The organism is Candidatus Leptovillus gracilis (genome assembly GCA_016716065.1).
Lineage (GTDB): Bacteria > Chloroflexota > Anaerolineae > Promineifilales > Promineifilaceae > Leptovillus > Leptovillus gracilis.
Genome location: JADJXA010000006.1, coordinates 86,819 through 106,595, shown reverse-complemented (window position 1 = coordinate 106,595; position 19,777 = coordinate 86,819). Strand labels below are relative to the sequence as shown.

The 19,777-nt window shown below is 55.0% G+C and carries 19 protein-coding genes, 4 tRNA genes, 2 pseudogenes and 1 other annotated feature; of the genes and pseudogenes, 6 read left to right on the top strand and 19 right to left on the bottom strand.

The window, feature by feature from the left end; all coding sequences use genetic code 11:
- Positions 1 to 144: 144 nt before the first annotated feature.
- From IPM39_16870 to IPM39_16800, 15 genes and pseudogenes are all read right to left on the bottom strand, one after another.
- Positions 145 to 1,083 (bottom strand): Stp1/IreP family PP2C-type Ser/Thr phosphatase, encoded by a 939-nt coding sequence (locus tag IPM39_16870; GenBank protein MBK8987719.1) that lies wholly within the window; start codon positions 1,081 to 1,083, stop codon positions 145 to 147.
- Between the two features lie 90 nt (positions 1,084 to 1,173).
- On the bottom strand, positions 1,174 to 1,887 hold the full coding sequence (locus IPM39_16865; protein ID MBK8987718.1) for a hypothetical protein: 714 nt from the start codon (positions 1,885 to 1,887) through the stop codon (positions 1,174 to 1,176).
- A gap of 66 nt (positions 1,888 to 1,953) precedes the next feature.
- A complete protein-coding gene (gene maf / locus IPM39_16860) occupies positions 1,954 to 2,637 on the bottom strand; it encodes a septum formation protein Maf (protein ID MBK8987717.1) in 684 nt (227 codons plus the stop codon).
- Between the two features lie 126 nt (positions 2,638 to 2,763).
- Positions 2,764 to 3,144 carry a 50S ribosomal protein L7/L12 gene (gene rplL / locus IPM39_16855; protein MBK8987716.1) on the bottom strand — a complete coding sequence of 127 codons (381 nt, stop codon included), beginning with the start codon at positions 3,142 to 3,144 and terminating at the stop codon, positions 2,764 to 2,766.
- Positions 3,145 to 3,215: 71 nt separating this feature from the next.
- The gene (gene rplJ, locus IPM39_16850) at positions 3,216 to 3,779 is read right to left on the bottom strand and encodes a 50S ribosomal protein L10 (protein MBK8987715.1); all 564 of its coding nucleotides are present in this window, start codon (positions 3,777 to 3,779) and stop codon (positions 3,216 to 3,218) included.
- 17 nt (positions 3,780 to 3,796) lie between these two features.
- Positions 3,797 to 3,982, bottom strand: a sequence feature (ribosomal protein L10 leader region).
- Between the two features lie 35 nt (positions 3,983 to 4,017).
- The gene (locus IPM39_16845; protein ID MBK8987714.1) at positions 4,018 to 4,719 is read right to left on the bottom strand and encodes a 50S ribosomal protein L1; all 702 of its coding nucleotides are present in this window, start codon (positions 4,717 to 4,719) and stop codon (positions 4,018 to 4,020) included.
- 62 nt (positions 4,720 to 4,781) lie between these two features.
- On the bottom strand, positions 4,782 to 5,207 hold the full coding sequence (rplK, locus tag IPM39_16840) for a 50S ribosomal protein L11 (protein MBK8987713.1): 426 nt from the start codon (positions 5,205 to 5,207) through the stop codon (positions 4,782 to 4,784).
- A gap of 129 nt (positions 5,208 to 5,336) precedes the next feature.
- The gene (nusG, locus tag IPM39_16835; GenBank protein ID MBK8987712.1) at positions 5,337 to 5,939 is read right to left on the bottom strand and encodes a transcription termination/antitermination protein NusG; all 603 of its coding nucleotides are present in this window, start codon (positions 5,937 to 5,939) and stop codon (positions 5,337 to 5,339) included.
- A 42-nt stretch (positions 5,940 to 5,981) separates the two neighbouring features.
- Complete coding sequence (gene secE, locus IPM39_16830) at positions 5,982 to 6,257, bottom strand: preprotein translocase subunit SecE (GenBank protein ID MBK8987711.1); 276 nt, start codon at positions 6,255 to 6,257, stop codon at positions 5,982 to 5,984.
- Positions 6,258 to 6,315: 58 nt separating this feature from the next.
- Positions 6,316 to 6,388, bottom strand: a tRNA-Trp gene (locus IPM39_16825).
- 21 nt (positions 6,389 to 6,409) lie between these two features.
- Positions 6,410 to 6,574 (bottom strand): 50S ribosomal protein L33, encoded by a 165-nt coding sequence (gene rpmG, locus IPM39_16820; protein ID MBK8987710.1) that lies wholly within the window; start codon positions 6,572 to 6,574, stop codon positions 6,410 to 6,412.
- Between the two features lie 56 nt (positions 6,575 to 6,630).
- Positions 6,631 to 7,831, bottom strand: a pseudogene (tuf, locus tag IPM39_16815) (elongation factor Tu).
- A 126-nt stretch (positions 7,832 to 7,957) separates the two neighbouring features.
- A tRNA-Thr gene (locus IPM39_16810) sits at positions 7,958 to 8,030 on the bottom strand.
- Positions 8,031 to 8,087: 57 nt separating this feature from the next.
- A tRNA-Tyr gene (locus IPM39_16805) sits at positions 8,088 to 8,171 on the bottom strand.
- 61 nt (positions 8,172 to 8,232) lie between these two features.
- A tRNA-Thr gene (locus tag IPM39_16800) sits at positions 8,233 to 8,305 on the bottom strand.
- A gap of 370 nt (positions 8,306 to 8,675) precedes the next feature.
- Here IPM39_16800 and IPM39_16795 point away from each other — a divergent pair.
- Both IPM39_16795 and IPM39_16790 read left to right on the top strand, forming a co-directional pair.
- Positions 8,676 to 9,569, top strand: coding sequence for an exodeoxyribonuclease VII large subunit (locus IPM39_16795; GenBank protein MBK8987709.1), 894 nt, complete (start codon positions 8,676 to 8,678; stop codon positions 9,567 to 9,569).
- A 9-nt stretch (positions 9,570 to 9,578) separates the two neighbouring features.
- Positions 9,579 to 10,781, top strand: a complete 1,203-nt coding sequence (locus IPM39_16790) for an ATP-grasp domain-containing protein (protein ID MBK8987708.1) — start codon at positions 9,579 to 9,581, stop codon at positions 10,779 to 10,781.
- A 125-nt stretch (positions 10,782 to 10,906) separates the two neighbouring features.
- Here IPM39_16790 and IPM39_16785 read toward each other — a convergent pair whose 3' ends face one another.
- From IPM39_16785 to IPM39_16770, 4 genes and pseudogenes are all read right to left on the bottom strand, one after another.
- The gene (locus IPM39_16785; GenBank protein MBK8987707.1) at positions 10,907 to 11,335 is read right to left on the bottom strand and encodes a hypothetical protein; all 429 of its coding nucleotides are present in this window, start codon (positions 11,333 to 11,335) and stop codon (positions 10,907 to 10,909) included.
- 83 nt (positions 11,336 to 11,418) lie between these two features.
- Positions 11,419 to 12,465: a hypothetical protein gene (locus tag IPM39_16780; protein MBK8987706.1), complete on the bottom strand. Its 1,047-nt coding sequence runs from the start codon at positions 12,463 to 12,465 to the stop codon at positions 11,419 to 11,421.
- Positions 12,466 to 12,490: 25 nt separating this feature from the next.
- A pseudogene (gene era / locus IPM39_16775) lies at positions 12,491 to 13,433 on the bottom strand (GTPase Era).
- A gap of 75 nt (positions 13,434 to 13,508) precedes the next feature.
- Entirely contained in the window at positions 13,509 to 14,246 is a 738-nt protein-coding gene (locus IPM39_16770; GenBank protein ID MBK8987705.1) for a prolipoprotein diacylglyceryl transferase, read from the bottom strand.
- A 360-nt stretch (positions 14,247 to 14,606) separates the two neighbouring features.
- Between IPM39_16770 and IPM39_16765 the strand changes: the two genes are divergently transcribed.
- The 4 genes from IPM39_16765 (at position 14,607) to IPM39_16750 (ending at position 19,755) form a co-directional block, all read left to right on the top strand.
- On the top strand, positions 14,607 to 15,095 hold the full coding sequence (locus IPM39_16765) for a methylglyoxal synthase (GenBank protein ID MBK8987704.1): 489 nt from the start codon (positions 14,607 to 14,609) through the stop codon (positions 15,093 to 15,095).
- A gap of 150 nt (positions 15,096 to 15,245) precedes the next feature.
- The gene (locus IPM39_16760) at positions 15,246 to 16,319 is read left to right on the top strand and encodes a branched-chain amino acid aminotransferase (protein MBK8987703.1); all 1,074 of its coding nucleotides are present in this window, start codon (positions 15,246 to 15,248) and stop codon (positions 16,317 to 16,319) included.
- A gap of 232 nt (positions 16,320 to 16,551) precedes the next feature.
- Positions 16,552 to 17,700 (top strand): thiolase domain-containing protein, encoded by a 1,149-nt coding sequence (locus tag IPM39_16755; protein ID MBK8987702.1) that lies wholly within the window; start codon positions 16,552 to 16,554, stop codon positions 17,698 to 17,700.
- A 165-nt stretch (positions 17,701 to 17,865) separates the two neighbouring features.
- The gene (locus IPM39_16750; protein MBK8987701.1) at positions 17,866 to 19,755 is read left to right on the top strand and encodes a GAF domain-containing protein; all 1,890 of its coding nucleotides are present in this window, start codon (positions 17,866 to 17,868) and stop codon (positions 19,753 to 19,755) included.
- Positions 19,756 to 19,777: the final 22 nt, after the last annotated feature.

The window sequence follows — 19,777 nt, the reverse complement described above, 5'->3', positions numbered from 1 at the left end:
TGAACCGACAGATTCAGGTCGTATTAAGATTACTTTTGTTGGTGTTGGGCGTTCTTAGACGGCCGTTTCTCGGTCCGCCAATGCTGTTTGATCATTGGTTGTTGTCGGGCAAATGGTTGATGTTAACGCTGGCAGCAAACAGGTTTAGATGAACAGCCAGGCCCACAAGGTGACGATGAGTATGGTTTGGATGATGGTGAGTCCCAGGGTCAGTCGCCACAGACTTTTGGGTTTTGGCTGGCGGATAACGGCCGGCGCCGGCAGCACGTGCGCAGGGGCGGCGGCCAAACGGAACTGCTCTGTTCGGGCAGCCAGGAGTTCGGGTGGGCTGTCGTACAGCAAGATAGCTGCGGAGATGTTGTCCTGGCCGCCGCGTGTGTTAGCCAGCTCGATTAAATTTTGCGTCGCCTGCGCCGGTTCGGCGGCGATGATCATTTGCGCCAGTTCATCGTCGGACACATGGCGGATCAGGCCATCGGAGCATAACAGAATAATGTCGCCCGGCTGCATGACTTTCTCGAACAGATCAATTTTAGGGGTTCGTTCAGAGCCGAGACTGTAGAGGATAACATTACGCCGGGGATGGTATTCGGCTTCTTCGGCGGTGATGGCGCCTTCTTCCAGCAGTTTGGCCACCAGGCTTTGGTCTTTGGTAATTTGCTGGATACGGCCGTCGCGCCACAAATACCCCCGGCTGTCGCCCACATTAGCGATGTAGGCATTCTCCCCCTGAAAGACCACCGCCACCATCGTCGTCGCCATGCGGCTGGCGCTGTCGCGTTCGGCGACCATCTGGCGCAGATCGGTGTTGGCCGACTGCATGGCGTCCACCAGACGCTGCCCCCAGTTGGGGTTGTCGGCATTGTTTAGGTAATGAAACAATGTTCGTTCGCTGGCAAACTGGCTGGCAATTTCACCGGCGTCCGCGCCACCTACGCCATCGGCGACGATGTAAAGCCACCCGTTTAGCGTTTCGTCGGCTGTGTCGGCCGGTTCGCGGAATATGACAAAATCTTCGTTGTGGTGACGGACTTGCCCAACATCTGTCCGCAAGAAGGCCTGGATTAATTTGGGTGCGCTCATAGTTGGACTATATACAGAAATGGTTGCCTGAGCAAGATTGGGCCTGGCGTGTGACGATGGGCGGGACGCCGTTTTCACCTTGCCTAAGGTTTACATGGTGATGAGCAGGTAAATCAGAAATGCGCCGACTAAAATCGCCAGAATTACCAGCAGGGCCAGCAGGATAGTCAGCCCAGCTCCTTGTTGTTGTTTGACTGGTTGTGGCTTTTTGACCGGGGCAGCGGCCGGCGGACGCGGCGTGGGAGTCTGGCGCAAGTCTGGCGCGGCGTCTTCTTTTGCGTCGGCAAAGGCTTCAATCAAGGTAAGTTGGTCTTCGTCGGCGTCAACCGGGGTTTCGCTTTCTGCCTGCGCCCATTTGTCCCCCATGTCTTCTTGCAGCCAATCGGGGATCTCTTCAGCCGACGTTTCGCTGACGCCCCACTCTAACGAATCGGAGACTGCACTTTGTGGGGCAGCGGCCGTTTGCTGCCAAACGTCGGCCTCGTCGTCCATCCAGTCTGGCAGTTGGTCGCCGCTTTCCTGCTCTTCAAGGTCCGGGTCAGCGGATGAAGGAGGGAAGGGTGGGGAGACGGCCGTTGTCAGGGCGGCCAGCTTCTCTTGAGCTTTTTCGTGGCCCGGCTCCAGAGCCAGCACCTTGTTCAAATAGGCAATTTGCTTCTCTTCTGACGGAACCAACAAACTCAGCAGATACCACGCCTGGGTTTCTTCTGGGTTTTCCTGCAAAGTTTGGGTAAGTAGATACTGAGCCTTTTTATTTTCGCCAATTCGCGCGGCCTGTATGGCCTGTTGTAACTTGTAGTTCATGTTGACCCCTCACGCTGTATTACGTTAATTGTACCACCAACAGCTATGATTCGTCATGTGTATTGCCTAAAAGCTCTCAGGTGTACCATGAGACAAATAGTGGTAAATTGGACAAGGGTATTCCAGATTGGCGAGGTGATGGGCGGCGTGTACGGCCGTTAAATCCACCCGGCGCGGTACGTCCAGTTCGTCTAATACCCGTACCAACTCGCAGATAGAAAGACCCATCACGGCCAGATAACAACCGACCATATCGGCTACCGGCTGAAAAACGGGGTGTTGGATGGCGTAGCCCCCGGCTTTGTCCAGCGGGTCACCGCTGGCGACATAGGTGGCAATTTCCGCATCGGTATAATCGCGCATGGTGACAACGGCCGTGTTGACCCGCTGCACCATCTGCCCAGAGCGTACATCCAGCACTACCAGACCTGTATGGACTTCATGTTGGCGGTTACGCAGCGTCGCCAGCATATGCGTGGCCGCCGCAGCATCTACCGGTTTGCCCAACATGGCCCCGTCCAGAGCAACGATGGTATCGGCGGCGACGATGAAGGCCCGTTCCTGCTGATTGTGTAACCGGTGGGCGATGGTGGTGGCTTTGAGAACGGCCGTTTCCACCGCATTCACTGCCGGATCCGGCAGCATCACACTGCTTTCATCAACATCCGCTACCTGAACCACCACCGGATACCCCAACAACTCAATGATCTGCTGCCGTCTCGGCGACTGAGAAGCCAAAATTAACAGCATGGCTCACTTTCTCCCATACCCATATCTGCTACCTCCTTTACCGCAATCCCCCAGCTTCTACCCAAAACCAAAAAGGCCAACCCTACAGAGAGTTGGCCTTTTTGGTTTTCCGAAATAAAGCTTCGACTATTTCAATTCGATAACAGCGCCGGCTTCTTCCAATTTCGCTTTGGCGTCCGTCGCCGCTTCTTTGCTGACGGCTTCCATAACAGTGCCCAGACTTTCCACGACTTCTTTAGCCTCTTTCAAACCCAGGCCAGTCAGAGCGCGGACTTCCTTAATGACGTTAATCTTCTTCGGCCCAATGTCTTTGATGATCACGTTGAATTCAGTCTGTTCTTCTTCTTCAACGACTGGTTCGCCACTGCCCATCATCGGCATCATACCCATGGCCATCGGCGCGGCAGCGCTAACGCCCCATTTCTCTTCCAACAATTTCGCTAGTTCAGCCGCTTCCATCAGAGTAAGGCTGCTCAGTTCTTCTACGATTTTCGCTAAATCCGCCATTTTAAACTATCCTCCAAATTGAGTTCTATTTTGTGGTTAAAACATCCAAACAACAAACGCTGTACGCTTGCTTAAGCCGCTTCCGCCAATTCCGGGGCTTCCGCTGCTTCCGCCGAATCTTCGCTCTTGGCATACGCATCAATTACATTGATGATCTGACGCACGCCATTGGCAATGACCGAGGCAACATTGGTTGCCGGAGCATTGATAATGCCTATCAACTGCGCCCGCAATTGGTCCAGAGAAGGTAGTTTCGCCAGGGTTTCCACTTCCGCAGCCGTCAAAATACGCCCGCTCACAATGGCGCCGCGAATAGACAGGTTCTCATCCGTTTTGGCAAAATCTACCAGGGTTTTAGCCAGGGTCGGCACTTCATTCATCGCAAACCCGGTGGCTATCTGCCCCGTCAGAATTTCTTCAGGGACCGGATGGTCAGTCTGTTCCAGCGCAATCTTGAGCAAAGTATTTTTGGTGATGTGGAAATGGCCCTCGGCTTTCACTACCTCATCACGCAGAATCTCCATTTTCTTGACGTTCATACCCTTGTATTCCGTCATGAAAATGGCCTGACTCTCCTTGATTAGCTCCGTATATTGCGCTACCAATTCGTCTTTACGAGCTTTAGATATTGCCAAAGGATTTCACCTCCTTACCAGATAATAAAAAATCCTCACACTGTTTGTGTGAGGATTCTCAATAACGCATACAACCTGGACCGGCTGGCCCAGAGAATGAACACATACTTTGAATCCCCACCTCGGTTGGTTACATTAAGGCGAGACAGCGCATTATGCGTATCTTAGCCACCAACGGTCTTAAGCAGGAATTAATCAGTCAATTATTGCCTACGCCCAATTAAGGGCGAAAGGTATTTTACAACGTAGCTTCAATTGTATCAAGTCGAATGCCAGGCCCCATTGCATTGGCAACGGTCAGGCGACGAATATACGTGCCTTTGGCAGCCGACGGCCGATTTCGTTTCACCGCATCAATCACCGTTTGCAAGTTTTCCCGTAGTTGTTCTTCGCTAAAACTGGCTTTGCCGATGGGGGCATGGATGTTGGCCGTGCGGTCCACCCGAAATTCGACACGACCCGCTTTGGCTTCTTCAATCAGGCGCGGCAGGTCTGGTCCGGGAGCCACTGTACCAGCTTTGGGATTCGGCATTAGGCCACGCGGACCCAAAATACGCCCCAAACGACCGACTTTACCCATCATCTGGGGCACAGCAATCGCCACGTCGAAATCGGTCCAACCGGCTTGAATTCTCTTGATTACTTCGTCGTCGGCCACGTAATCGGCGCCAGCTTCTTCGGCTATGCGCGCATCTTCGCCCTCGGCAAAGACTAGCACCCGCACGGTTTTGCCCAACCCATGTGGCAGCAGTACCACGTCACGCACTTGTTGGTCGGCATGGCGGGGGTCAACCCCCAGACGGAAATGCACTTCCACTGTCGGGTCAAACTTCGTGTAGACGGTTTCCTTGATCAGTTTAATGGCTTCGTCTCGTGTATAAAACTTGTCGCGGTCAACTTTAGCGGCCGCTTCCAGATACTTACGTCCTCGTTTTGGCATGATTGCTCCTTGTGGTTTTATCGAACTGAGAAAAAGGTTCTCCCACTTTTACCTGTTCACAATTAATTCTCGATAGCAATGCCCATGCTTCGGGCGGTACCGGCGATGATTTTCATCGCGCTGTCTACGTCGCGCGCATTCAGGTCTTTTAACTTAATCTCGGCGATCTCGCGCAGCTGATCTTGCGATATTTTGCCCGCCGGGGTCCGGTTAGGTACGGCCGACCCGCTTTTGACGCCGGCTGCTTTGCGCAGCAAGTCAGCCGCTGGCGAGGTTTTCAGGATGAAGTTGAAGCTGCCATCTTGGAAGACAGTCACCTCAACCGGCACAATTTGCCCCACCATGTTTGCGGTCTTGGCATTGTATTCTTTGCAAAACTGCATCAGGTTAATGCCATGAGGTCCGAGCGCTGTACCAACTGGGGGCGCCGGGTTGGCCTTACCGCCATTTATCTGAATTCTAACAACTGCTTTAATTTTCTTTGCCATTTCATTCTCCTTGGAGTCCGGGCGCCTACACTAAGTAGGCTCCTCCTAACATGAAACAATGAATTGTGACTGTTGAGTTCAGTCGTCACAATTCATTGTTTGCTTAAAGATGAAGGGTATTGCGTGATGTTAAACTTTTTCGACGTGCAAGAAATCGAGTTCAACCGGGGTCTCACGGCCAAAGAAGGACACCATAACCCGAACTTTGGCTTTTTCCTGGTCAATTTCTGACACAGTCCCAATAAAGTCGGCAAATGGGCCGGTTCCGATGCGCACTTTTTCGTTCACCTGGAAGTCAAACTTAACCTTGGGCGCCTCGGCTTCCATGCGATTCATGATCTTGGCGACTTCTTCGGGCCGCAGTGGGGTGGGGTCGTTGCCCATGCCAACAAAGCCGGTAACGCCGGGCGTGTTGCGCACAACGTACCATGAATCCTCGTCGAGAAGCATTTGCACTAAGATGTAGCCAGGAAAAACGCGCCGTTCAACGGTACGCCGTTTGCCATCTTTGATCTCAATTTCTTCTTCGGTAGGGACGACAACGTCGAAAATTTTGTCTTGCATCCCCATTGTTTCGATGCGCTGCTCGATGCTGTGACGGACTTTGTTCTCGTACCCTGAATAACAGTGTACAACATACCAGAAACGGCCGTCTTCCTGGAGAGAAGCGTCATCACCAACTCTAAGAGCCTCTTCACCTAGCAGATTGAGGTCGTTCAGTTCATCATCCATCATATCACTCATCATATCACTGCTTATCAGATCGAATCTAGTTTAAGCGCCAATCAAGCTGCGGATAAGCATGTGAATTGATTGAGAAAAAACGAGATCCCAGACCCAGAGGAAAACAGCCATCAGCGTGGAAACAGCTAACACAATGGCTGTCAGACGCCAGGATTCCTCGCGTGTCGGCCAGGTTACTTTCCTCAGCTCGCCACGGGTTTCACGAAAATAACGAGCAATGGGGTTGACTTGCTGCACACCCTTCTTTTCGCTTTTCTTTGCCTTACTCTGTTTTGGCTTGTCGGTCTTTTCTTCTTCTGTGGTCACAATACACCATCTTTAACCATAATTAACCTCCGGGTGGAAGCCCAACCCGGAGGTTTTACAGGGGGTGCAGGAATCGAACCCGCAGCCTACGGTTTTGGAGACCGTCGCTCTGCCAATTGAGCTAACCCCCTACATGCTGTGATTATATCACTTTACCGTGTTTCGCGGTGTACACGATGCTGGCGACAACGAGAGCAGTACTTCTGCAATTCCATGCGCCCCGGATCATTTCGCCGGTTTTTTTCAGTGAGATAATTACGTTCTTTACACTCCGTACAGGCCAGAGTGACGTGTAGACGAACAGCTTTTTTTGCCATGATTGTAAACCTGATTAAGGGGTGCAACTAGTTGCACCCCTTCTAAAAACTTATTCCTATTTGATGATCTGGGTGATAACCCCAGCGCCAACCGTCAGACCGCCTTCGCGAATGGCAAACTTGCTGCCCTGCTCCAACGCCACCGGCGTAATCAGCTTGACATTCAAGTTCACATTGTCGCCGGGCATTACCATCTCCACACCCTCCGGCAAGGTGATCTCGCCGGTCACGTCCAGCGTGCGAATGTAGAACTGTGGCCGATAGCCAGGGAAGAACGCCTTGTGCCGGCCGCCTTCATCCTTGCGCAGCACGTACACCTCGCCCATGAACTCGGTGTGCGGCGTGATGCTCTTCGGCGCAGCCAATACCTGCCCCCGCTCAATGTCGTCGCGGGCCACACCACGCAGCAGCAGACCGGCATTGTCCCCCGCCTGAACCTTGTCCAGAATCTTGTGGAACATTTCCATCGAGGTCACCACCACTTTACGGGTGTCTTCGCGCAGCCCCACAATCTCCACCTCGCTCATCGGCGTCAACGTGCCCCGGTCTACACGGCCGGTCACCACGGTGCCACGCCCTTTGATGGAGAACACATCTTCTACCGACATCAGGAAGGGCAGGTCTACCATGCGTTCTGGCTGCGGAATGTACTCGTCTACCACACGCATGAGTTCCCAAATGGGGGCGTATTCCGGCGCGTTGGGGTCTTTGCTTTCGCTTTCCAAAGCAGCCAGCGCACTGCCGCGCACGATGGGCGTCTCGTCGCCGGGGAAGTCGTAGCTGTCCAGCAGTTCACGCAGTTCCAGCTCTACCAGTTCCAGCAGTTCTTCGTCGTCCATCATGTCGACTTTGTTCAAGAAGATGACCATCGCCGGCACTTCTACCTGACGAGCCAACAACACGTGTTCCCGTGTCTGAGGCATGGGGCCATCGGGCGCAGCCACAACCAGGATAGCGCCATCCATCTGCGCCGCCCCGGTGATCATGTTTTGATGTAGTCACGGTGCCCCGGACAGTCTACATGGGCGTAGTGCCGATGTGCGGTTTCGTATTCTACATGGGTGATAGCGATGGTGATACCGCGCTCTTTTTCTTCGGGCGCGTTGTCAATCTGGTCGTAGGCCGGAAGTCTGCCCAACCTTTTAAGGACAGCGTTTTGGTGATTGCCGCTGTCAGGGTGGTCTTGCCATGGTCGATGTGACCGATGGTGCCAATATTGCAGTGTGGCTTCTCGCGCACAAATTTTTCTTTGGCCATTGCTTAACCCCTCATATCCTTTGTCTGATCTGATGTTTAAATGACAGAACCAACGTTATCGCTTGTACTATACCTTTCATAAGAATACCCCGTTACCCGCCAAAAAAGTGGGCAAACGGGGCATGAAGCCCACGATGGGATTTGAACCCATGACCTCATTCTTACCAAGAATGCGCTCTGCCGACTGAGCTACGTGGGCAATTAGTTCAAAAAGTGAATTCAGTTGACCTTGTTTTTAACAAAACTGAATTGACTGTGGGCCAGGTAGGACTCGAACCTACGAAGGCGTTACACCAGCGGATTTACAGTCCGCCCCCTTTGCCACTCGGGACACTGACCCAGGTTTTGGTTTTTGCCAGGCTGACGCCTGATCCCTGCAAAGCCGACGTCTGTTTTGGCAAAGCCGACGATGGGACTTGAACCCATAACCTATGCTTTACAAGAGCATTGCTCTGCCAATTGAGCTACGTCGGCATGTCAACAATCAGGTATTAACTGTAAAGGTGATGCTCGATCTAGGACAAGGCGTATACCGAACGCCTAGTATAGCAAGTGTGCCATTTTCGTCAAATAGAAGGTGACGGAATGGAGCGCTCAACCGAAAATTTCTTGAAGTCGCGTTTTGTTAATGGGTTTACTTAAAGGTGAGTTAAATGTAGTTTAAATCAGGTCTGGGATTGAGGCAAATTTTGCCGATAGATCGTCCATGTGCTGCTGAGGATTGGCCGTTCTTCTTCAGGGCGTGTGGCAAATCTGAAGTATAATGGGAAAATGGTCTGGTGATGTTTAGGGTTGTGGATGCGGGCACTGGTGTTCGCTGGCGCCGCGTGGGATGGTTTGTGTTATGGATGTTACAGTCAGTCATCTGAATAATCGTCTGGCGTTGCAACTGCCGATGGAATTGCCATTGGGTTTGGTATTTGTGGTGGGAACTGTGCAGAATTTGGAGCAAACGCCTAACGGCCGTTTCCCCCACATCCAATTTGCGCTGGTTGAGCAGACGCACGGGGTGCATTGTGTGTTATCGCCGCGAGCAGCCGGCGAAGCGGCTTTGCAGACAGGTATGACTGTTCGCGCCGGAGGACACCTGACGTTTGATCCGGAATGGGCCAGGTATTATCTGTTGGTGCGCGATGTGGAAGTTGTGCAGCCGGCATCGGTGGGCACACCGGACGTTCTGCCGTTGACGGATTTGGGACCGATGGACCGCACGGCCGTTGCCGCTATTCTATCTGATATCAAGAAGCGTTCCGACGCAGCCCACCTGCCGCAGGCCGATTTGCCGTCCTGGGTGCAAAAAATCGCTCCACCGGAAGTGAAGGCCCAGATGGAACCGCTGTTAAGCAGAGACACGGCCGGTCTCACCCCGTTGTCACCTTTCAGGCCATCCGCTGCCACAGCGGGCCTGAGCAGCGATCTGCTTGCCCGCCTGTCGGCGGCGATGGACAGCGAAGAAGAGGTGGAATTGACGGCCGATATGCTGACGGATTTGGCCGAAGACCTGGCAATTGCGCCCGCCGTCCATGCTGTATCGCGCCCGTATGATGTGCCGCCACCGGCGGAATTAAGACAGGTGACGGCCGTTTCTCAACCACCAATCGGCTGGGAAGACCCCGATGCGTATGCCCCACGGTCACGTCGAGGCACAGATTATCTTGTTGGCCTATTTTTTGTCGTTTTTGCTCTTCTGGCGGTAGCCCTTATCGCCGCCATTGTCATGATGATTTGGCCTTTGTAAGGAAAGCGTATGTCTGATAGACCCGTTACCATTTTGTGCCTGGCCAGTTATTTCAAAGGGACGACGTTTCTGACGGCCGCCAAAGCCATGGGCTGCCGTGTTTTGCTGGTTACCCGCGAGAAATTGGCCGATGAGCCGTGGCCGCGAGAAGCCATTGACCAGATATTTTTCATGCCTGATCTGGCAAAGCAGCCAGACATGACGTATGCCATCGCTTATTTAATGCGCGGCAAGGCAGTGGACCAGATTGTGCCATTGGATGATTATGATGTGCTGCCGGCGGCCGAACTGCGCGAGCATTTTCGTTTGCCCGGATTGGGGCTGACAAACGGCCGTTATTTCCGCGACAAATTAGCCATGCGCACCCAGGCGCGCCGGGTAGGGCTGCCCGTGCCAGAATTTACGCCCATCTTCAACTATGATGACCTGCGCGCGTTCATGGCGCGTGTTGCCCCGCCCTGGGTGATCAAACCCAGGGCCGAAGCTGGGGCGATGGGCATCAAAAAGGTGTATTCTTCTGAAGAAGTGTGGCGTTGGCTGGATAGACTGGGCGACGCACAATCTTATTTTTTGCTTGAGCAGTTTGTGCCCGGCCGCGTCTACCATGTGGATTCGATTGTTTCTGGGGGGGAAGTTGTGCTGGCCGTGCCCCATGAATATGCCCAACCGCCGCTTAACGTTGCCCACGAAGGGGGTGTGTTTGTCACCCGCACCATACGCCGCGACTCGGCCGATGCCCAGGCGATTTTAGACCTGAACCGGCAGATGATCACCGGTTTTGGTATGGCCCAAGGTGTGGCCCATACAGAGTTTATTCGCGCAGAGGACGGCCGTTTCTATTTTCTGGAGACGGCGGCGCGGGTCGGTGGGGCCAATATCGAGGAACTGGTGGCTGCCGCCGCTGGCGTCAACTTGTGGGCCGAATGGGTCAGGTTGGAAATGGCTTATACCCTGGGTGAGCCTTATCCTATTCCGGCCGACAAAGGGGCGTATGCTGGCGTGTTGATCTGCCTGGCGCGGCAAGAATGGCCCGACTTATCCGGTTATCAGGACTCGGAAATCGTTTTCCGCCTTCGCAAAAAACATCACGCCGGGTTGATTGTGGCCTCAGCCGACAATGATCGTGTTGAAGCGCTGGTAGCCGCGTACGCGCAGCGCTTCGCCGATGACTTTTTGGCCACCGCGCCACCACTGGATAAACCCCCCGCCTGAAATCTGACGGCTGAATAGGCTGCTATCCGTAGGTCGAAGTCCGTATCCCGTTATCCAATCACATTTTCCAGAGGTAGCACCCTGCGGATTACTGATAACGGATTACCGCTTACGGGAACTCCAGCCTACACCGTATATCGCTTGTTCCAACTGTCAGGAAAGGTAAGCCCATTGCCGTAGACAAAGCGAATTAACTGCCCGTGGTGCTGCACCTCGTGTTCAAGAAGCCCAAACGCAAAGTCAATCTGTGCGTCGGTCAAGTCCGCGAAGTTGATTTCATTCAGGCGCTTGTGTGTCGCTTCCAGAGCGGCAAGGACTGTTTGCTGGACGCGCGGCGTGGTGAGGCTGCACGAGAATCCCTGCCAACTGCCCGTCTCGATGGCCCTGGTGTAGCTTTCGCGCGCACCGATGACGCACCAGAGCTGACCTGAAATTCGGTTGGATGGCAAGTCCGGTAAATCCAAACCCAAAGATTCCTCATCGAGATGGCCTATGAGGTCGTGTGTCAGCTTGAACGAATGATCAAGTCTCGCCTTCAGCTTCTGGTTCATCATTGTCTATTTGTTCCAATGCGCCGGAACCAGGGAGGTTGCGCCGATTTATTTGGACCGCGTACACTGTATACTAAACACGGGCATCAGATCTGATTCACTTGCCGATATTGGGCTATGAGTTCTTGGGCGCGGCGCTGCTGGGCAACGGCCGTTTCCCAGGGACCTGCCAGTTGTTCCTGAAATGTGGTTTGCACAAGGGTCGTCTCGGCAGCCATCTCCTGCGCCTGAACCAGTACCTGTTCCCGAAGTGGTTTGATGATCTGGCGGCTGAGCCGCGCCTCGCCACCCTCTTTCGCCAGCCAGACATCCAATGGTTGGGCGACGTTAGTGGTGAGGCCGCTGAGCGTGTGGGGCGTTTCACTCAATAAATTAGTCGCCGCGTTCATCACTTCGGCGGCGCGCTGCCCCAGGTTGAATGGCAGCCATTTGCGCAAATCCTGGAACCATTGGTTTACCATCTCCAAAAATGGGCCGACTTTTTCTACGGTGTTCGCCAGCAAATCCTCCATAGCGGCAAAATAAGCCTGGAGTCTGGCCTGATGGTTTTCTACCCAGCCACGGCCGTTTTCCAGCAATGGTATATGCCCTTCCAGTTCAGTCAGGGCTTGCTGGCCGATGGCGATGCCTTCTGCCAGCAGCGGCGAACGGTTAACCAGGCCGTTGAGCGAATCGGAAACGGCCGTGACTCCCTCGGCCAGCAGCGCAGCCACGTCTACCGCATCCATTTGTTCGTATAGCGCCACAAGTCCACTCATGACGCCAAGCTGCTGGGTGGTTTTGTCCAGCTCCAGGGCCAATGCTTCTGCCTGAGTCGTGCTGCCGCCTGTTTGCAGCGCTGTCAGACTGCGGCGGGCGGCGTCTAATTCTGCTTGCAGACGCATGTTGTCCGCCTGGGCGGCGGCCAGTTTGCCGAACATCTCGGCCAATTCATCGGGCGAGGTGAGTAGGATTTGACCGGTGGGTGAAACGGCCGTTGGCGCGGTGATGGGTGGTTGGGGAGTCACGGCCGCTGCCCGCCGTGTCAGCGCCGTCGCCCCTGTACCCGCCGCCACAGCCGCCAGCGTTGTCATGGCGGCCGTGCGCAAAAACTCGCGCCGGCTGTCATCGAATTCCTCTTCGTGTATAGACATAATTGTCTCCTCGTCAATCCCGCAATTATTCCGCGCTGCTGTAACCCAGCCGCCGCAGCGCCTTTTCGTCGCGCCGCCATTTGGGTTCGACTTTCACCCATAGATCCAGGTAAACCTTGCTCTCCATCAGCGCTTCGATTTCTTTACGGGCGGCCGAGCCAATTTGTTGTAGCTGCTGCCCTTTGGCGCCGATCAGGATGCGCTTGTGGGCGTCGCGTTCAATATAAACGTTGGCGCTGATGTACACCACACCGTTTTCCCGTTCCTTGAATTCTTGAATGACAACGGCCGTACCATACGGAACCTCGTCACGCAGCTGCAGCATAATCTGTTCGCGGATGAGTTCGGCGGCCATATCGCGCACAAACAGGTCAGTGATCTGGTCGGCGGGGTAATAGCGTGGGCCTTCGGGCAGCGCATTCAGAATCCATTTGCCACAGTTCGTCGCGGCCGGCGCCGGTCGCGGCGGAAAACAAAATCCAGGGCGCGTCTGGCAGCAGGGCGCGAAACGCCTCGGTGCGCGGCAGCACTTCCTCCGCCTTCAGCTTATCGGCCTTGTTCATCGCCAGAATGATGCGCGTTTGCGCCCCCTGCGCCGCCAATTGGCCGCTGATAATCTGGTCACCGACGCCTGGTGGTTCGGTGGCGTCCACCAGCCACACAATCACGTCAGCGTCGTTCAGCGCGTCATTGGCGACGCCCACCATAAATTCATCTAGCTTATGGCGCGGCTTGATCAGACCGGGGGTATCTATGAAGATGGCCTGGTACATTGGCTCGGTGATGATGCCGAGCTGGCGAATGCGTGTCGTCTGTGGGCTGGGGGTGACGATGGCCAGCTTTTGCTGCATAAAGGCGTTGAACAGGGTGCTTTTCCCGGCGTTCGGCCGGCCGACCAGGCTGACAAATCCAGCTTTATGGCCGGGGGGTGTCTCTTCCCAGGTTTCGATTGTTTCGGGTTCGTTCATTAAAATATTCTCGTGATGTTAAATAATTGGATAAGCAGATGGGCTGCCAGCGCAGATCCACCTTCATTCTACCATTCAACGCCGACTTCCATAGAATTTTAGCACAAACATTGATATTAGAACAAGCGTGCTATTCAGGGCGACATCAACACGAACAGGGCCAACATAGGAGGTTGGGTCGCCGCGCAGCAGGCCAATGACGGCGTAGCCGAGGCTGAGCGCGCCGAGGGTAAACCAGAAAAGCTGCCCACTGCGCCAGCGTTCGGCGGTTAACCAGGCGAGGCTAAAAACGAGCAGCGCCCAGGCCAGACCCATGAGTTGGGTGGCGTAACGCACAGCAAACAGGCCATATTCGTCGGGGGCGGCGGCGGCCAGCAAGCCGAGGCTTGTTTCCCGACCGTAGGCGCAGCCGTCCAGCCAGCAGGCCAACCAGCCAAAAGCGCTGCCTAAGGCCAGGCCGGGGGCGAACAAGTCGGCGTAGGCGCTAAAGGCGCGTTCTTGCCAGAAGCGCCACAACCACAGACCGAGCAGCGCGCCCAACAGCGCCCCGTGATAGGTGTAGCCTCCTTGCCAGATGCGCCAGATGGCCGACGGCCGTTCGCCAAAATAGCTCCACTGGGCCACCACAAACCCCAGCCGGCCGCCCATCAGCCCACCAATCAGACAGGCCAGGGCAGCGTCGGGCCAGCCGGGCAACGGCCGTTGGCGCGCCCGCCAGGCAGTGATTCCCCAGGCGGCGAAAACGCCCAATCCGATCAAGACGGTGTAACTGTAGAGTAAGATTGGCCCAATACGGCCCAGAATTGGTGTCATCAGGTGGCAATGGTAGACGAACCTGGCTAATAAGCCAACCGTGAGAGAGACCGCTAATCATTTACCACTACGGTTGGCTCGTCTATAATGGGTCCGATTTTGTCAACACCCGTAACGCGAATGGTAAAATGTTTAGATTGGACCAATCTTCAAGATTGGTCCAATCTGGGCCATGTGATCTCTCGCAGCCTGTCGGAGAACTCAGGATAGGTACACGGATTGAACGGATTCGACGGATTTTTACGGATAAATCACCAGAAAATCGGTGTAAATCCGTGTCATCTGTGTATCCATTTCTACTTTTCCGACAACCTGCTAGATGATAATCGTGGTACGGGCTTGCAGGAGATTATGATGACAATGGTAATGACAGAAATTAGCATGGAAGCCCGCAAGGCAATTGCCCTGGTGGCCCACGATAATCAGAAGGACGAACTGCTGCGTTGGGTGCGCTATAACCTGGCTCCATTGGCGCAGCACACATTATACGCCACCGGCACCACCGGCTGGCTGTTGGAGCAGATGCTCAATCTACCGATTCGCAAATTGCTCAGCGGCCCGCTGGGCGGCGACCAGCAAGTCGGCGCGAAAATTGCCGAGGGGGAAATTGACTGCCTGATTTTCTTTTGGGATCCGCTGGAGCCGCAGCCCCACGACCCGGATGTGAAGGCGCTGCTGCGGTTGGCGGCTGTGTGGAATATTCCCATAGCCACCAATCGGGCCACGGCCGATTTTTTGATCTCGTCGCCGCTGATGACAGGGGAGTACAGCCGGATCGTGCCCGATTACAGCAGCTACCGCCGCCGCCTGGAAACCACATTTAGCCCTGACGAACCGGACAAAGTATGATAAAAATCAGGTAACTGCATTGGCCAGACATTTAGGAACGAGATTTGAATAATTTACAGGTTTAGATTAGACAAATCTTTTGAGATTTGTCCAATCTACCAATCGTTTGTCAATCTACACAATCGGTAGATCAATTCCCCAGGAGATGTTATGGACTTGAAGATAATCCCACTGGATCCGGCGGCGCTGAAGCAGCCGCCTACGGCTGATTTTGGCTTTGGCGGTGTGTTTAGCAACCGCATGTTTACGCAGCAGTACACGGCCGGGCAGGGTTGGCACGATGCCCAGATTGGTCCGTATGCGCCGATTTCTTTGTGGCCGTCTACGGCCGTTTTCCATTACGCCCAGGAAATCTTTGAAGGAACCAAAGCATACCGGCGCGCCGACGGCCGTGTCAATCTCTTCCGCCCCTGGGAAAATGCTCGCCGCTTCAACGAATCGGCGCGGCGTATGGTTATGCCCGATGTGGACGAAGAAGACCACGTGGCGGCCATCATCAAATTGGTGGAATTGGAGCAGGAGTGGGTTCCCAGCGTCCCCGGCGCGACGTTGTACATTCGCCCAACAATGATCGCCACTGACGCCGCTTTGGGCGTCCATGCCAGCAAAACGTACCTGCACTTCATCATCGTGGGACCGGTGGGGGCCTATTTCAAAGAAGGCTTCAACCCAGTCCCGGTGTACATCTCCGATGAATATCGCCGGGCGGTGAAGGGCGGGACCGGCGCGGCCAAAACCGGTGGCAACTACGCCGCCAGCCTGCTGGTGAGTGAGGCGGTGAAGAGCAGGGGGTATTCGCAGGTGTTGTGGCTGGATGCGATTCACGGCCGTTATGTCGAAGAAGTTGGCGCGATGAATATCTGTTTTGTCTATGGCGGGCGGCATATTGTGACGCCCAAACTCAGCGGCAGCATTTTGCCGGGCATCACCCGCAAATCGCTGCTGACGCTGGCGCCTGACCTGGGTTACGAGGCCAGCGAAGAAACCCTGGATGTGGACGAGATTTTGGCCGACGTGAAAAGCGGCAAGATTACCGAAGTGTTTGGCTGTGGCACAGCGGCGGTCATTGCCCCGGTGGGCAAATTTGGCTACAGAGACGCCGAATATATCATCAATGATTACCAACCCGGCCCGGTGTCGCGCCACCTATATGACCAACTGACGGGGATTCAGGACGGCCGTTTGCCAGACCCCTACGGCTGGACCTACACCATCGGTGACTGAATGTCTGTAGCCGTGTTCAGTATCCAGTATCCAGTATCCAGTGTTCAGTGTTCAGTGTTCAGTTTCAGAGCGTGTATTCCAGAGGTAACGCCGACTGAAAACTGGTCACTGAAAACTGGTCACTGAATACTGGTCACGGATTTGGTAGCTTCCGGCGGCAACTTGATAGTTTCTGACATTCTGGCAGGCTACACTTGAGGCGATAGACATCTTTTAAGAACAAGAGGCACATATGCTAGAAATTGCAATTTTGGGCGTAGGGCAAACGGCCGTGCGCGAATACTGGGACCTATCTATCCGCCAATTGGCCGTTGAAGCTGGCCGCGCCGCCATGCAAGACGCCGGTGTTAACAAAGTAGACGCCATTTTTGTGGGCAACATGACCAGCGGCCGCTTAAACCAACAGCACCAGTTAGGCGCTTTGGTCGCCGATTACCTGGGGCAGTGGGGCGTGGAAGCCGTAAAACTAGAGGCTGCCTGCGGCTCGGCCGGATCGGCCATGCGCCAGGGCATTCTGGGTGTAGCTAGCGGCGAAATGGAAGCTGTGTTGGTCATCGGCGTGGAAAAGATGACCGAAACCAACCTGAAAGCGACGACGGCCGCCCTGACTGGCGCGGCCGACGCCGATTATGAGGTGGTTCAGGGTGTCACCTTTGTCGGGCTGAACGCGCTGATCATGCGCCGTTATATGCACGAATATGGCTATGTCCATGCCGACTTTGCCCCCTTTGCCCTGAACGCCCACGCCAATGGCGCCAAAAACCCCAACGCCCTCTTCCGCGAACCCATCACCCAGAAGATGTACGACAAAGGCCGCATTGTCGCCGACCCTATCACGCTGTACGACGCTTCGCCGATTGGTGATGGGGCGGCGGCCTTGCTGTTGGTTCCGGCGGCCAAAGCGCCAACGGCCGTGCGGGTTATCGGCTCGGCTTCTTCCACCGATACGTTGGCGATTCATGATCGGGAAGACATGCTCTGGCTGAAGGCGGCCGAGCAGTCGGCCAACCAGGCGTATGCCCAGGCGGGCATTGGCCCGGCCGACGTGGATTTGTTTGAGCTGCACGATGCCTTTAGCATCATGGCCGCGTTGTCTCTGGAGACGTGTGGTTTTGCCGAACGGGGCCAGGGGGTGCGGGTGGCGCAGGCGGGCGATATTTTGCCTGACGGCCGTATCCCCATCGCCACCATGGGCGGCCTGAAAGGGCGCGGTCATCCGGTAGGGGCCACCGGCCTATACCAGATTGCCGAGGCTACCCTGCAACTGCGCGGCCAGGCGGGCGAAGCCCAAATTGACGGCGCGCGCATCGCCATGACGCAAAACATCGGCGGCAGCGGCGCGACCATTGCCACCCACATTTTACAGCGACCGCCGGCATAGACCTCTCGTGTAAACTGTGGACCAATTTAGCTGCTTTGCTGGTACTTGAATCCTATTTGGATTACGATAGACCGCTATCCAAAGCCGTGTTATTTACGTTACAATACCTTCGGTTTTGTGTGGGATAACGTGTGACCATCTTGAATTGGACAATCGGGTAAGAATTTGGCGCAAACAAGCCAGCATCCAGCCATTCCTCCTATATCACCAAAGTTGCAGGCAGTCCTGGAACATATTGTCAGCGACGTAGTCAACCACATGGATTGTGTGGGGGCGATGGTTGCCACGTTGGAGCAAGGGCTTGCTTTGGTTGTACGCTCCTTTGCTAATTCGGCTGCTGTGCCTGATCAGGCAAGATCGTTGGCGCTTGCCAGCCTGGGTCCAATCGGCCCAGGCACAGTGCTTCCGCTGCAAGACCCGGCGTTTGCCAATAATCTGGCCGTGCGGGCGGTGTTGGGCGAAGACGGCCGTACCCCTGATTACCACATCACCGATGACCTGGCGCAGGTGTTTGTCCCGCTCATCACTCCGGCCGACGCCAACGTGCTGCAGCGGCAGGCGGGAATTAAACAACTGGTCGTGCTGCCTTTCTCGCTGAACGGCGAAGTGGTTGGCGCTCTGTTCGCCGCGGTGTCGCAGCTGCTCACAGACAGGCAAATCAACAACCTCAGCGCCTTTGGCCGGCAGGCGGCCGTAGCGATCCAAAATCAGCGCCGGTTGGAAGCGATGCAGGCTCTGGAGCGCATTGTGCTGCGTTTGCAAGCGCGTATGGTCAATGAAAATGAATTTTTGCAAGCCATTGTTCAAGGGGTAGTGGCAGATTTGGGCTATGCCGGGGCGATGGTGGCGACGCTGGAGAACGGCCGTTCCCTGCCGGTACGCGCTTATGCTGTAGATGTAGACCTGGCGGCCGTCGCCGCCATTGAAGAGACCGCCGGCATTCACCTGTTGGGTGGTCAGGCGGTGGTTTATCTGGAAGACCCGCAGTATCAGGATAATTTGAGTGTGCGGGCGGTAATGGGGCGAAACGGCCGTCCGGAAAAATACCTGGTTTCCAACCACTTGTATGATCTGTTCCGGCCTTTGGTCAGCCAGCCGCTGGCCGACGAGGCGCAGCAGTTGTTGGGCATCAAACAGGTCATTGCCGTCCCCTTTTTGCAGGCTGACGAAGTGATAGGCAATTTGTTTGTCACCAGCCGCAAGGCGCAGTTCTCCGATTGGGAGATCAGTTTGCTGACGGCGTTGGGGCAGCATGCTGCCGCCGGGTTAAAAAACGCCCGTCTCTACCAGGAAATGGCCGAACAACGGCGCATTGCCCAAACCTTTGGGCGGATGGCCTTTAGCACTGTCGCTTCGGCCCACTCCTTACGCAATCACGTGGGCAATATCAGCGGCTATATGCAGCTTCTGCAAATGGTGCCGCAGCTTTCGGCTGAACGGCGCGATTTTATCTTTCGTGAACTGCCCATTGTCAGCGAAGAGATCACCAAGATTGTCAATATCCTGGACAATTTGAACGAACCCTGGCGGCAGGCCACCACCGATTTGGTCAATGTCAATGACAGCCTGAGCCGGGCGTTGGTGGAGCTTTTCCCACGTACCCCGTTGTTCCGCGACCAACCGAAAATTGTCACAGAAACGAAGGTGACGGTACATTTGAATTTGGCGAAGGATTTGCCGTTGATCAAAACGGCCAAAGATATGCTGGCGGAAGCGCTGCGCATCATCATCAAAAATGCTGTTGAAGCGTTGGCGGTGGTGGACCACCCCCCGCATATCTGGTTGAAAACCGATCAGACGGCCGATCATGGCGTGGAAGTGACCATCCGTGACAATGGCCCTGGTATTCCACCGGAGAATCTGCCCCGTATTTTTGAGATGGGTTGGACGACCAAAAAGGGCAGCGGTATGGGCTTTGGCCTGTTCTGGACGAAGGATTTTGTGGATGGTTTGGGCGGTAAGTTAACGGTTGCCAGTACGATTGGCGTTGGAACGACGTTTGTAGTGACGCTGCCGGAAACGGCCGTTGTTCTGCCACAGCCTGCCGCTGAATAACTGGTTCCTGGCTTTCTGGTGG

Excerpts from the sequence above, each read along its gene's own strand:
- IPM39_16870 (MBK8987719.1), bottom strand. The coding sequence starts at position 1,083 with ATGAGCGCACCCAAATTAATCCAGGCCTTCTTGCGGACAGATGTTGGG.
- IPM39_16865 (MBK8987718.1), bottom strand. The coding sequence starts at position 1,887 with ATGAACTACAAGTTACAACAGGCCATACAGGCCGCGCGAATTGGCGAA.
- maf (MBK8987717.1), bottom strand. The coding sequence starts at position 2,637 with ATGCTGTTAATTTTGGCTTCTCAGTCGCCGAGACGGCAGCAGATCATT.
- rplL (MBK8987716.1), bottom strand. The coding sequence starts at position 3,144 with ATGGCGGATTTAGCGAAAATCGTAGAAGAACTGAGCAGCCTTACTCTG.
- IPM39_16845 (MBK8987714.1), bottom strand. The coding sequence starts at position 4,719 with ATGCCAAAACGAGGACGTAAGTATCTGGAAGCGGCCGCTAAAGTTGAC.
- rplK (MBK8987713.1), bottom strand. The coding sequence starts at position 5,207 with ATGGCAAAGAAAATTAAAGCAGTTGTTAGAATTCAGATAAATGGCGGT.
- nusG (MBK8987712.1), bottom strand. The coding sequence starts at position 5,939 with ATGGATGATGAACTGAACGACCTCAATCTGCTAGGTGAAGAGGCTCTT.
- rpmG (MBK8987710.1), bottom strand. The coding sequence starts at position 6,574 with ATGGCAAAAAAAGCTGTTCGTCTACACGTCACTCTGGCCTGTACGGAG.
- IPM39_16795 (MBK8987709.1), top strand. The coding sequence starts at position 8,676 with ATGGATGTTACAGTCAGTCATCTGAATAATCGTCTGGCGTTGCAACTG.
- IPM39_16790 (MBK8987708.1), top strand. The coding sequence starts at position 9,579 with ATGTCTGATAGACCCGTTACCATTTTGTGCCTGGCCAGTTATTTCAAA.
- IPM39_16785 (MBK8987707.1), bottom strand. The coding sequence starts at position 11,335 with ATGATGAACCAGAAGCTGAAGGCGAGACTTGATCATTCGTTCAAGCTG.
- IPM39_16780 (MBK8987706.1), bottom strand. The coding sequence starts at position 12,465 with ATGTCTATACACGAAGAGGAATTCGATGACAGCCGGCGCGAGTTTTTG.
- IPM39_16770 (MBK8987705.1), bottom strand. The coding sequence starts at position 14,246 with ATGACACCAATTCTGGGCCGTATTGGGCCAATCTTACTCTACAGTTAC.
- IPM39_16765 (MBK8987704.1), top strand. The coding sequence starts at position 14,607 with ATGGTAATGACAGAAATTAGCATGGAAGCCCGCAAGGCAATTGCCCTG.
- IPM39_16760 (MBK8987703.1), top strand. The coding sequence starts at position 15,246 with ATGGACTTGAAGATAATCCCACTGGATCCGGCGGCGCTGAAGCAGCCG.
- IPM39_16755 (MBK8987702.1), top strand. The coding sequence starts at position 16,552 with ATGCTAGAAATTGCAATTTTGGGCGTAGGGCAAACGGCCGTGCGCGAA.